This is a genomic window from Confluentibacter citreus (assembly GCF_002807055.1).
Taxonomy (GTDB): Bacteria; Bacteroidota; Bacteroidia; order Flavobacteriales; family Flavobacteriaceae; genus Confluentibacter; species Confluentibacter citreus.
The window spans coordinates 67,983-79,024 of the sequence record NZ_NIXN01000007.1; the positions used below are offsets into that span (position 1 = coordinate 67,983).

At 33.8% G+C, this 11,042-nt stretch carries 14 protein-coding genes and 1 tRNA gene; 8 read left to right on the forward strand and 7 right to left on the reverse strand.

The window, feature by feature from the left end; translation table 11 throughout:
• Nucleotides 1-2 precede the first annotated feature (2 nt).
• Nucleotides 3-827, reverse strand: a complete 825-nt coding sequence (folP, locus tag CDH49_RS13110) for a dihydropteroate synthase (protein WP_100615992.1) — start codon at nucleotides 825-827, stop codon at nucleotides 3-5.
• A gap of 161 nt (nucleotides 828-988) precedes the next feature.
• Here folP and CDH49_RS13115 point away from each other — a divergent pair, with 161 nt between their 5' ends.
• The 7 genes from CDH49_RS13115 (at nucleotide 989) to CDH49_RS13145 (ending at nucleotide 6,336) form a co-directional block, all read left to right on the forward strand.
• The gene (locus tag CDH49_RS13115) at nucleotides 989-1,534 is read left to right on the forward strand and encodes a DUF1599 domain-containing protein (protein WP_100615993.1); all 546 of its coding nucleotides are present in this window, start codon (nucleotides 989-991) and stop codon (nucleotides 1,532-1,534) included.
• A gap of 32 nt (nucleotides 1,535-1,566) precedes the next feature.
• Nucleotides 1,567-2,661, forward strand: coding sequence for a BT_3928 family protein (locus tag CDH49_RS13120; protein ID WP_100615994.1), 1,095 nt, complete (start codon nucleotides 1,567-1,569; stop codon nucleotides 2,659-2,661).
• Between the two features lie 60 nt (nucleotides 2,662-2,721).
• Nucleotides 2,722-3,798 (forward strand): ABC transporter permease, encoded by a 1,077-nt coding sequence (locus CDH49_RS13125; protein ID WP_100615995.1) that lies wholly within the window; start codon nucleotides 2,722-2,724, stop codon nucleotides 3,796-3,798.
• Nucleotides 3,799-3,824: 26 nt separating this feature from the next.
• Nucleotides 3,825-4,313, forward strand: coding sequence for a TlpA family protein disulfide reductase (locus CDH49_RS13130; RefSeq protein WP_100615996.1), 489 nt, complete (start codon nucleotides 3,825-3,827; stop codon nucleotides 4,311-4,313).
• A gap of 73 nt (nucleotides 4,314-4,386) precedes the next feature.
• On the forward strand, nucleotides 4,387-5,136 hold the full coding sequence (tpiA, locus tag CDH49_RS13135; RefSeq protein WP_100615997.1) for a triose-phosphate isomerase: 750 nt from the start codon (nucleotides 4,387-4,389) through the stop codon (nucleotides 5,134-5,136).
• Nucleotides 5,137-5,177: 41 nt separating this feature from the next.
• Nucleotides 5,178-6,014 carry a 50S ribosomal protein L11 methyltransferase gene (prmA, locus tag CDH49_RS13140; RefSeq protein WP_100615998.1) on the forward strand — a complete coding sequence of 279 codons (837 nt, stop codon included), beginning with the start codon at nucleotides 5,178-5,180 and terminating at the stop codon, nucleotides 6,012-6,014.
• Nucleotides 6,015-6,063: 49 nt separating this feature from the next.
• The gene (locus CDH49_RS13145; protein ID WP_100615999.1) at nucleotides 6,064-6,336 is read left to right on the forward strand and encodes an ATP-dependent Clp protease adaptor ClpS; all 273 of its coding nucleotides are present in this window, start codon (nucleotides 6,064-6,066) and stop codon (nucleotides 6,334-6,336) included.
• A 70-nt stretch (nucleotides 6,337-6,406) separates the two neighbouring features.
• On the opposite strand, the gene CDH49_RS13150 is transcribed toward CDH49_RS13145, so the two are convergent.
• From CDH49_RS13150 to CDH49_RS13175, 6 genes are all read right to left on the reverse strand, one after another.
• A complete protein-coding gene (locus tag CDH49_RS13150; protein WP_100616000.1) occupies nucleotides 6,407-6,613 on the reverse strand; it encodes a YgaP family membrane protein in 207 nt (68 codons plus the stop codon).
• Between the two features lie 22 nt (nucleotides 6,614-6,635).
• Nucleotides 6,636-8,048 carry an MBL fold metallo-hydrolase gene (locus CDH49_RS13155; RefSeq protein WP_100616001.1) on the reverse strand — a complete coding sequence of 471 codons (1,413 nt, stop codon included), beginning with the start codon at nucleotides 8,046-8,048 and terminating at the stop codon, nucleotides 6,636-6,638.
• Between the two features lie 82 nt (nucleotides 8,049-8,130).
• Nucleotides 8,131-8,919: a sulfite exporter TauE/SafE family protein gene (locus CDH49_RS13160; RefSeq protein ID WP_100616002.1), complete on the reverse strand. Its 789-nt coding sequence runs from the start codon at nucleotides 8,917-8,919 to the stop codon at nucleotides 8,131-8,133.
• A gap of 1 nt (nucleotide 8,920) precedes the next feature.
• Nucleotides 8,921-9,334, reverse strand: coding sequence for a DUF6691 family protein (locus tag CDH49_RS13165; protein ID WP_100616003.1), 414 nt, complete (start codon nucleotides 9,332-9,334; stop codon nucleotides 8,921-8,923).
• Nucleotides 9,335-9,336: 2 nt separating this feature from the next.
• Nucleotides 9,337-9,894: a YeeE/YedE family protein gene (locus CDH49_RS13170; RefSeq protein ID WP_100616004.1), complete on the reverse strand. Its 558-nt coding sequence runs from the start codon at nucleotides 9,892-9,894 to the stop codon at nucleotides 9,337-9,339.
• 82 nt (nucleotides 9,895-9,976) lie between these two features.
• Complete coding sequence (locus CDH49_RS13175) at nucleotides 9,977-10,609, reverse strand: Crp/Fnr family transcriptional regulator (protein WP_100616005.1); 633 nt, start codon at nucleotides 10,607-10,609, stop codon at nucleotides 9,977-9,979.
• 84 nt (nucleotides 10,610-10,693) lie between these two features.
• On the opposite strand from CDH49_RS13175, the gene CDH49_RS13180 reads away from it, so the two are divergent.
• Nucleotides 10,694-10,767: transfer RNA gene (locus CDH49_RS13180), tRNA-Arg, on the forward strand.
• Nucleotides 10,768-11,042: the final 275 nt, after the last annotated feature.

The window sequence follows — 11,042 nt, forward strand, 5'->3', positions numbered from 1 at the left end:
CATCAACAACTCAACGACTCCACTAATTTAATACATTCCATAGCCTCTTTAACATCATGAACCCGTAAAATGGAAGCGCCTTTTTGTAAAGCAATGGTATTTAAAACAGTGGTACCATTTAAGGTATTTTCCGGTGTTGTTTGTAAGGTTTTGTAAATCATGGATTTTCTTGAAACTCCAACAAGCATAGGTTTTTCCAGCATTTTAAATAATTCCAAATGATTCAATAATTCGAAACTCTGTTCGCGTGTTTTAGCAAAACCAAAACCGGGATCTACTATGATATCTATAATTCCCAAGTGTTTGGCGGCAGCCAACCGTTCCGAAAAATAAAACAAAACATCTTTAATGACATTATTATAATCTGTTTGCATCAACATGTTTTGTGGCGTGCCTTTCATGTGCATCATGATGTAGGGCACTTTTAAATCGGCAACGGTTTGTAACATGTTCTCATCCAATTTTCCGGCAGAAATATCATTAATCAAAGCCGCGCCAGCTTCAATACATTGTTTTGCAATTTGGCTTCTAAAAGTATCAATGGACAGCAAGGTTTTAGGAAATTTATTCAAAATTAAACTGACGATGGGCAATATGCGTTTTAATTCTTCATCTTCTGTAATATGCTCGGCATTAGGTCTGGAACTGTAAGCACCAACATCAATAAACATAGCACCATCATTGAGCATTTTTTCAACATGAACTAATATGTCCTTATCATTTTTATGCTTTCCACCATCATAAAAAGAATCTGGCGTGATGTTTAAAATACCCATCACTTTCGGTGGTATTAAGTCGATAAGTTGCCCTTTACAATTTATGGTCATTTATGCGATTCTGAGTTCAAGGTTTAAAGTTCAAAGTTAAACTAATTATTCAAAAAATTGAAGTGGGTAAAAATGGAACTTGAAACTTTGAACTTTAAATTGTAGAAACTTTGAACTTTAAACTATTTAAGCGAAATTTACAAAAAAATCAATTTATTTAAATGCAGGAAACTTCAAAACAATACGATGCAGTTATACAAATCTGTAAAAATTTATTCATAAAAAAAATGAGTGATTACGGTAGTGCTTGGCGAATTTTAAGATTGCCATCCTTAACCGACCAAATTTTTATAAAAGCCCAACGCATACGAAGTTTGCAGCAAAATGCTGTTAGAAAGGTAGATGAAGGTGAAGTTAGTGAATTTATAGGCATCATCAATTATTGTATTATGGCATTAATACAATTGGAAAAAGGCGTTGTGGAACAACCCGATTTATCAGCTGACGAAGCCATAAAATTATATTCTGAAAAAGTAGCCATCACCAAAAAACTAATGGAAGATAAAAACCATGATTATGGTGAAGCTTGGCGCGATATGCGAGTGAGTAGTTTGACGGATTTAATTTTGCAAAAACTATTACGGGTCAAGCAAATAGAAGATAATGCCGGCAAAACTTTGGTAAGTGAAGGCATCGATGCCAACTATCAGGATATGATAAATTATGCGGTTTTTGCATTAATCCATTTGAACATACATACTAATTAAATAGATTCCTGCCCACACAGGACAACCACATTATGAAAATCATTATTCACATTTCAAGATTCTTAGTAGGAGCCTTATTTATTTTTTCAGGATTTATAAAATTGAACGACCCGCTGGGGTTTTCTTACAAACTTGAGGAATTTTTTTCGACAGATGTTTTAAATATTCCCTTTTTACAACCATACGCATTATTGATTGCTGTTTTTGTTGTTGTTTTTGAAGTGGTTTTAGGTGTTTTTCTGTTGATAGGCTATAAGCCAAAATTTACGGTTTGGAGTTTGTTGATTATGATTGTGTTTTTTACATTTTTAACCTTCTACGCTTGGTATTTTGATAAGGTTAAGGATTGTGGGTGTTTTGGAGATTTTTTAAAGTTAAAACCTGTCGAGAGCTTTATTAAAGATGTCATTTTATTGGTTTTCATACTCATTCTGTTTTTTGGTATGAAGCACATAAAACCCTTGTTTGGAAAATTGGTAACAACGATTTTAGCTTTGTTAGGTTTTATTTTGAGTTTGTGGTTCGCATATCATGTATTGATGCATTTACCTTTAATAGATTTTAGGGCTTATAAAGTAGGGAACAACATTAAGGATGGTATGAGTGTTCCTGAAAATGCCGCAAAGCCCATTCAGGAATTTTATTGGAAGTTTAACATTGATGGTAAAGAAGAAATCATTACAACCAATGGCTCTTATCCAGATGTTAAAGGTGATTATGTCAGTGTAGAGAGTAAAATTATAGATGAAGGTTACCAGCCACCCATATTGGATTTCTCAATTGAAAGTGATGATGAAGACTTAACGGACTATTTTTTAAGTGAAGACAAGCTCATCATGGTTGTTTCCTACAGTCTAGAACACATAGATAGAAGCTCTTTAAATGCATTAAAAAAAGTGACTGATGAAGCCATTAAAAAAGGTTATACAGTTATTGGTTTGACAGCATCTGGGGCTGATGCTAAAAGAAATATTAAAGAATCCTATCACTTAGATTTCGATTTTTATTTGTGTGATGAAAAAGCACTTAAGACGGTTGTAAGAGCCAATCCAGGGATATTAAAACTGAATAAAGGCACCGTCATTCAAAAATTACATTATAATGATATGGATGATTTGGAACTGTAATTAATAATCCAAAATCTAGGGTAAACAACTTAACATTTAAACGATTAAACGTTTTTAACACTGATACGTTATCTACTAAATAAAACTTTTTACGCACTGCTCACATTGTTTGGGGTGGTAACAGTTATTTTCTTTTTATTTAATGTGCTTCCTGGCGATCCAGCTCAAATGATGTTAGGTCAAAATGAAGACAGCGAACAACTGTTAACCATCAAGAAAAAGTATGGATTTGATAAGCCAATCAGTACCCAATATTTGTATTATTTAAACGATTTGTCACTTATTTCCTTTCATTCAAAAACCCCTGAAGATTATACACATTTAACTCCAAACAAATACACTGCCATTAAATTGTTTTCTATTGGAAATACAACAACGGTTTTAAAGTTTCCATATTTACGGGAATCCTTCACAAAACAAGGAAAAAAAGTGAGCGAAGTTTTGGCCGAAACCTTGCCAAACACCTTTGTTTTGGCTGTAACGGCCATCATCATCGCCATGCTTTTAGGCGTGTTTTTAGGAATAGTTTCAGCACTTTATAAAGACACTTGGCTCGACAAAACCATACAAATTTTAAGCACCTTTGGAATGAGCATTCCATCGTTTTTTAGTGCTATTTTATTTGCATGGTTTTTTGGTTATGTATTGCACAGATATACACATTTAGAAATGACTGGTAGTTTATATGAGATGGATGATTTTGGAGAAGCCATACATATTAAATGGAAAAATTTAATACTCCCTGCCGTGGTTTTGGGTATTCGTCCTTTAGCTGTAGTGATACAGCTCATGCGTAATTCCTTATTGGAAGTTTTTAATCAAGATTACATTCGCACAGCAAGGGCAAAAGGCTTAAGTGAGTATCAAATTATCAGGAAGCATGCGGTAAAAAACGCATTAAACCCCGTAGTTACGGCTATTTCAGGTTGGTTTGCATCCATGTTGGCTGGTGCTGTTTTTGTGGAATATATTTTTGGTTGGAACGGGCTAGGCAAGGAAATTGTTAATGCGTTGAATACATTGGATTTACCAGTCATTATGGGGGCGGTTTTAATCATTGCTTTGTTATTTATAATTATCAATATTTTAGTAGACATCATCTATGTTTGGTTAGATCCTAAAGTAAAGCTCGACTAACCTGTTTCAACAAAAATTTCATAATAATGAAAAAGATAATATACATATTAATTTTAGTAGTTAGTTTTTTCAGTTGTAAAACTGATATTCCAACCAAATTTTCAGATGAAGCCTTAAACGATACGTTTATAACACTAGAAGGCGATTCCATTCCATTCAAAGATATTTTACAAGCTCATGAAGGCAAAACCATTGTCATAGATGTTTGGGCGTCATGGTGCAGTGATTGTATAAAAGGCATGCCGAAGGTGAAGGTGTTGCAAGATGATTTTAAAGATGTGGTGTATCTCTTTTTATCATTAGATAGAAGCCAAGAATCTTGGAAAAAAGGTATTGAAAAATATAACGTACAAGGAGCGCATTATTTTATGCAGTCGGGATGGAAAGGCCCCTTCGGAACGTTTGTTGAACTTGATTGGATTCCACGTTACATGATCATTAATCCGGATGGAACCATTAAAGTATTTAAAGCTATAGAAGCTGACGATAATAAGCTGATTGAAGCATTAAAATAACTATTTTTGCATTGAAAACATTTTAATTAGTAACTATAATAAAATCCCTTCCTTTGGGAAGGTTAAGATGGTAATGAGAAAACAAATCGTAGCAGGAAACTGGAAAATGAATAATGATTTAGCGCAAACAGAAGCGTTAATATCCAACTTAAAGAAATACACAAAAATATCTGATGCATCTATTATGGTAGCGCCAACGTTCACCAATTTGTGGCATGCTTATCAATCTTTAAAAGGCACTAATATTGAAGTAATTGCACAAAACATGCATTTTGCTAAAAATGGCGCTTATACAGGAGAAATAAGTGCTAGTATGCTTAAAAGCATTGGTGTGGAAACTGTTATCTTAGGACATAGTGAGCGTCGTGAATATTTTAATGAAACGGATGAGTTATTGGCAAAGAAGGTTGATGCGGCTTTAGAGAGTGGTATGAAAGTAATTTTTTGTTTTGGTGAAGTTTTGGCAGATAGAAAGTCTGGCAATCATGAAAAAGTTGTAGAAAGCCAAATAAAAAATGCCCTATTTCATTTACAAGCGTCATCATTCTTTAATATTATTTTGGCTTACGAACCAGTTTGGGCTATCGGTACGGGCGAAACAGCAAGTCCAGAGCAAGCTCAAGACATGCATGCGTTCATTAGAAAAACGTTATCAAACAAATATGGTTCTGATGTGGCTGAAGGAATTTCTATTCTTTATGGAGGCAGTGTAAAGCCAAATAACGCTCAAGAGATATTTTCCAAACCAGATGTTGATGGCGGTTTAATTGGTGGTGCGGCATTGAGTGCAGACGACTTTTTTGCTATTGTTAATGCGTTTTAAAAAATCATGTTATTTCTACCCAAGTAGAAATTAATTATAAAATGTCAAATACCATTTATATAGGTTACGAGTTCAAAGTGAAACCACTTGAACCAGGGGTTGAAATTTTAATTGCAGAACTAGGATACGCAGGTTTTGAAAGCTTTGTAGAAACCGACGAAGGCGTTTCGGCTTACATTCAAAAAGACGAATGGAACGATGCCATTTTAGAGGATATTCAAATATTAAAATCTCCTGAATTTGAAATTAGCTATAGCTTTAATGAAATCGAGCAAGTTAATTGGAATGCGGAATGGGAGAAGAATTTCAATCCCATCATCGTTGATGGTGAGTGTTCTGTTCGAGCACCGTTTCACGAAAAGCCCAAAACAAAATATGATATTATTATAGAACCCAAAATGAGTTTTGGCACGGGCCATCATGAAACAACGCACATGATGATTCAGCATATTTTAAAAACAGATTTACAAAACAAATCGGTTTTAGATATGGGGTGCGGGACGGGTGTCTTGGCTATTCTAGCGGAGATGAAAGGAGCAAAACCCATAGATGCGGTTGATTATGATAATTGGTGTTATTTAAACAGTTTAGAAAATGTTGAAAGGAACAATCGTAAACACATCACGGTTATAGAAGGTGATGCTTCTGTATTAAAGGGTAAAAATTATGATGTGATTATTGCGAACATCAATCGGAATATTTTATTAAACGATATGGGAGCTTATGTATCATCATTAAATAAAAATGGCATCTTGTTTTTAAGCGGTTTTTATAACGATGATATTCCTACAATCCAAGCAGAATGTGAAAAATATAAGTTAAAGTTTGAAGAAAAATTAGAAAGAAACAATTGGGTTTCGCTAAAATTTTTAAATTAGTAAACTAAATCGTTTTCCTTTCAAAAATTCTTACACACAAATAAGAGCTATGAGTACAAAAGAAAAAGCCTCAGAATTATTAGTTGAAGAAGCAGTAAGCACGCAAAATGAAATTGTTCTCTATAATGATGATGTAAATACGTTTGATCATGTTATAGAAACACTTATTTATGCTTGTGATCATTCCATGGAACAAGCGGAACAATGCTCTATCATTGTACATTATAAAGGGCAATGTACCGTAAAAACAGGATTGTACGACGACTTAAAGCCACGTTGTTCTATGTTGTTGGAAGCGGGTTTAAGTGCTGAAATTATTTAAAAACGTGTTTATTTGATTCTACCTGTAGCACAACCACTACATTTCAAATCTTGTATTTTTAAAGTTGGTTTTATTTTTTCACTTTACATGTATTCATGCCTAATGCTAGGTAAAGCGGACAAAAACTAATAAAACTAGTTAGCACAAAAACAACAGAAAATGCCATTAAAATATAGGCTAAAGTACCTTCAATGGTATCTGTAAAATATAATACAGCAATAGCGATCGCTATTATAATCCTAATGCCTCTGTCTAAATCACCCATATTTTTTTTCATAATAAATAAAATTTAGTTAGAATTAAAGTGTTGTTGGACATACGTAATCCGATAATGGAACATCTGTATTTTTAAGCGTTTCAATACCACCAGATATGTCAATTAAATTATTAAAACCTCTTGCTTTTAATATCGAAGCAGCTATCGCGGAACGATAACCGCCCGCACAATGCACATAATAGGTTTTGTCCTTGCTTATGGCATTCATATTTTCGTTAATATAATCCAATGCGAAATGTTTAACATTTTTTCCTTTCAGATGTGTGGAGTGATATTCACCATCTTTTCTAACATCAAGCACATTCAAATCTTCTTCTTTAAATCGTTTTGAAAAAATTTCTGCAGAAATGGATTCCAATGATTCTATATCCTTACTTGATGCCACCCAAGTATTAAAACCACCTTCTAAATAGCCTAAGGTATTATCGTAGCCCACACGGGATAATCTTGTAACTGTTTCTTTTTCTTTGCCAATGGGAGTCACCAATAAAATAGGCTGTTTCAAGTCGGTTATTAATGCCCCAACCCAAGGTGCAAAAGCACCATTTAAGCCAATAAAAATGGAATTTGGAATATGTCCTTTGGCAAATTCCTGTTCGGTTCTAACATCTAAAACCAATGCATTTTCGTGGTTTGCAACAGTTTCAAAATCCTCAGCAGATAAGGCGATATTTCCTTTTTCAAGAACGGTTTCAAAGGTATCATAACCTGTTTTATTCATCATGGCATTTTTAGCAAAGTATTGTGGTGGTGGTGGAATACCATCCAAAACTTCTTTTATAAACGCTTCTTTAGTCATATCAGCTCGTAGCGCATAATTGGTTTTCTTTTGCTCCCCAAGTAGTCCAACCGTATCCTTACTTAAATTTTTACCACATGCCGATCCTGCACCATGTGCTGGGTAAACAATAACATCATCAGCTAACGGCATGATCTTATTTCTTAAAGAATCATAAAGCATGGCAGCTAAATCTTCTTTTGTAAGGTCGGATTTAATAGCTAAATCAGGTCTTCCAACATCACCTAAAAATAAGGTGTCTCCAGAAAAAATAGCATGGTCTTTTCCGTTTTCGTCAATTAATAAATAGGTAACAGATTCTAAAGTATGCCCAGGTGTATGAAGTACTTTTATAGTTATGTTTCCTAATTGGAATATTTCATTGTCTTTTGCAATATAGGCTTCATAATCGGTTTTTGCTGTGGGACCAAATATGATTTTAGCACCTGTTTTTTTTGCTAAATCAACATGACCAGAAACAAAATCGGCATGAAAGTGGGTTTCGAATATATATTTAATTTTTGCTTTTTCATTGGCGGCTTTATCAACATATGGTTGCGTTTCCCTAAGAGGGTCAATAATAGCGACTTCACCATTAGATTCTATATAATAGGCACCTTGTGCTAAACATCCTGTGTAAATTTGTTCTATTCTCATATGCTTCCTTTTAAATAAAAAATATTTTATTAAAAATACGAAATAGATTAGAGTTGGTTTGTAACTTATGTCACATTAATAGCTATAGTTCTTTGTATATAATATAAATAGCCATTAAAAAGGTGAAATAACCAAATGCTCTTTTAAGAATGTTATTGGAAACAAATTTTGATAGACTACCACCAATTATAATTCCTAAAATAGTTAAAGAAGAAAAAAACAATAAGAATGTCCAATCAACATAAAGGTTATGCAAATCACCCATAAAGCCTATCAACGAATTTATGGCAATAATGACCAAAGATGTACCAACGGCTTTTTTCATGGGTAAATGTGCCCACAGTACTAAAGCGGGAACATAGAGAAAACCACCACCAGCACCAATAATTCCCGTAATAGTGCCAATAATTAAGCCTTGAATAAACGTTTTATAATAGGGTTGATTTATATAAATAAGGGTGTCTTCTTTAGTGTTTTTTATCATGGAAAATGAAGCAAGAATCATGATAATAGCAAAGAATATCATAATTGCCATATTCTTGGTAATGGCAAAATCTCCAATGGTAAAAAGCGTTTCTGGAATGGAATGAACTAAGTAGCGTCTTGAAAAATATACCGCTAAAAATGAAGGAAATGAAAATGCAATGCCTGTTTTAAAGTCAACCAATTTTTTACGATGTTTTTGAATAACACCAGCAAGTGATGATGTACCCACCACAAAAAGGGAATAGGCGGTCGCAATAATGGGACTAAAACCTAATAAATATACCAATAATGGCACCGTTAAAATAGAGCCACCACCACCTACAAGTCCTAAAACCAAGCCTACAATTAAGGCTCCTATATATCCTAGAACGTCGGTTACTTCCATGTTAATGAGGCAATTTATCTTTTATAACTCCATATAGAAAAGTGCCAACTAAGGCTGATGCTATTACAATAAGCATAGAATAAACGCCAGTTCCTAATAATATGTACATGGGGCCCGGACATGCTCCAATGAGTGCCCAACCCAATCCGAAAATAGAACCCCCAATAATATATCTTATAAAGCCTTTGTCTTTTGAAGGGAAACTAATAGTCTCGTTTAGAGTGTTTTTAACAGATCTTTTTTTAGAAATCAAAAAAAACAACATCCCTGAGAGAACGGCAGTGCCGATGATGCCATACATGTGGAAGGATTGAAACCTGAACATTTCATAAATACGGTACCATGAAACAGCTTCCGACTTCACTAAAACGATTCCGAAAAATATACCGACCAATAAAAATTTAAAATGCTTCATAATTAAAATATTAGAGGTAATATTAGATTTGTCATAATCAAACCTCCAATAAAAAAGCCTATGACGGCTATTAAGGAAGGTTTTTGTAAGCTGCTTAATCCCGTAATGGCATGACCCGAAGTACATCCGTCAGCATAGCGTGTTCCAAAACCAACTAAAAGACCACCTATAATTAAGATTAGAAGACCTTTGCCAGACATTATAGATTCAAAATCATATAATTCTTTAGGGACTAAATTAGTGCCTGCATTGTTAAAACCTAAGTCGCTGAGTTCCGAAACGGTTTTAGGGTTTAGGTTAGTAACTACACCATTAGATAGAAAATTAACGGCAATATAACCGCCAATAATAGCACCAATCACAACCACCAAGTTCCATGATTGTTCTTTCCAATCCACTTTAAAGAAGTCTGAAAATTTATTGGCACCCAACATGGTGCACATGGTTTTAAGGTTGGATGACATACCAAATGTTTTTCCGAAATAAACAAGAAGAGCCATTACCAAAGCAATTAAAGGGCCAGAGACATACCATGGCCATGGGTTTAAAATAAAATTCATACCTGATAGATTAGTGTAAATATATAATGAAGTTAAACTTCGTTCTGTAATAAATGTTACGTATGTAATTAACAATGTTTATTTAAACCAATACTTCTATTTTATTACGGCTTATTTTAATTTTATGTTCATTTTCAAGTTGTTTTAAAAGTCTGGAAATAACAACTCTTGAAGTATGTAAATCTTCTGCGATATCTTGATGTTTGGTGTCAAGTGTATTACTATCGTGAAGCATCACTTTGTTTTTTAGGTATTTTAAAAGACGTTCGTCCATTTTCATAAAAGCTAGAGTGTCAATGGTTTCTAGCATTTCATTAAAACGGGTTTGGTAGCTTTCTAATATGAAGTTGCGCCAACTTTCATTGGAGTGAAACCATTTTTGCATGTATTCTACGGGAATCAAAACCAAATAGGAGTCTATTTCTGCAACGGCTCGAATTTTACTTTTAGTAGTACCCATACAACAAGCAAGCGACATGGTGCAAGTTTCACCGGCTTCCAAAAAATAAATTAGCAAATCGTCGCCTTCGTCATCTCCTCTAAGAATTTTAATACTGCCACTAAGCAGTAACGGTATATATTTTAGTGGCTGATCGACATCTATTATGATGTCATCTTTTGAAAAATGCCTAAAAGCGCCTACTTCCAAAATTTCTTTGATGAGGGTTTCATCTAAAATATGATGAAACTTTTGGTGTACCAATTCGTTTGTCATACTCAAAGATAATCATTTTATAAAATTGAAATAAATTGTTTGGTAGAGAATTAATAAAAATACTATATTTGCACCCACAAAAAAGGCCTCGTGGCGCAACTGAATAGCGCACTTGATTACGGCTCAAGAGGTTACTGGTTTGAATCCAGTCGAGGTCACAACAGAATCCTTAACATCCTTTATTTATAAGGTGTTGAGGATTTTTTTATTTTCGTTTAATAGGAACTACTTATAATTTATTCTCTCCTCTAAATAATTTCTAATATTTTCAATTAAGCCGATGCTTTAAAGAAGCAATTTTTAAACTAGTTTCTGAGTATAACATACAAATAGCATTAAATTTCGGTAAGGCGATTTGGGTAAATTTAATACAGTATTAGGACTGCCAAGCCTTGATTTATTAATGTTGAAATTCCAATATCCAAGTATAAAA

Coding starts and splice junctions, on each gene's coding strand:
- folP (WP_100615992.1), bottom strand. CDS start 827: ATGACCATAAATTGTAAAGGGCAACTTATCGACTTAATACCACCGAAA.
- CDH49_RS13115 (WP_100615993.1), top strand. CDS start 989: ATGCAGGAAACTTCAAAACAATACGATGCAGTTATACAAATCTGTAAA.
- CDH49_RS13120 (WP_100615994.1), top strand. CDS start 1,567: ATGAAAATCATTATTCACATTTCAAGATTCTTAGTAGGAGCCTTATTT.
- CDH49_RS13130 (WP_100615996.1), top strand. CDS start 3,825: ATGAAAAAGATAATATACATATTAATTTTAGTAGTTAGTTTTTTCAGT.
- tpiA (WP_100615997.1), top strand. CDS start 4,387: ATGAGAAAACAAATCGTAGCAGGAAACTGGAAAATGAATAATGATTTA.
- prmA (WP_100615998.1), top strand. CDS start 5,178: ATGTCAAATACCATTTATATAGGTTACGAGTTCAAAGTGAAACCACTT.
- CDH49_RS13145 (WP_100615999.1), top strand. CDS start 6,064: ATGAGTACAAAAGAAAAAGCCTCAGAATTATTAGTTGAAGAAGCAGTA.
- CDH49_RS13150 (WP_100616000.1), bottom strand. CDS start 6,613: ATGAAAAAAAATATGGGTGATTTAGACAGAGGCATTAGGATTATAATA.
- CDH49_RS13155 (WP_100616001.1), bottom strand. CDS start 8,048: ATGAGAATAGAACAAATTTACACAGGATGTTTAGCACAAGGTGCCTAT.
- CDH49_RS13160 (WP_100616002.1), bottom strand. CDS start 8,919: ATGGAAGTAACCGACGTTCTAGGATATATAGGAGCCTTAATTGTAGGC.
- CDH49_RS13165 (WP_100616003.1), bottom strand. CDS start 9,334: ATGAAGCATTTTAAATTTTTATTGGTCGGTATATTTTTCGGAATCGTT.
- CDH49_RS13170 (WP_100616004.1), bottom strand. CDS start 9,894: ATGAATTTTATTTTAAACCCATGGCCATGGTATGTCTCTGGCCCTTTA.
- CDH49_RS13175 (WP_100616005.1), bottom strand. CDS start 10,609: ATGACAAACGAATTGGTACACCAAAAGTTTCATCATATTTTAGATGAA.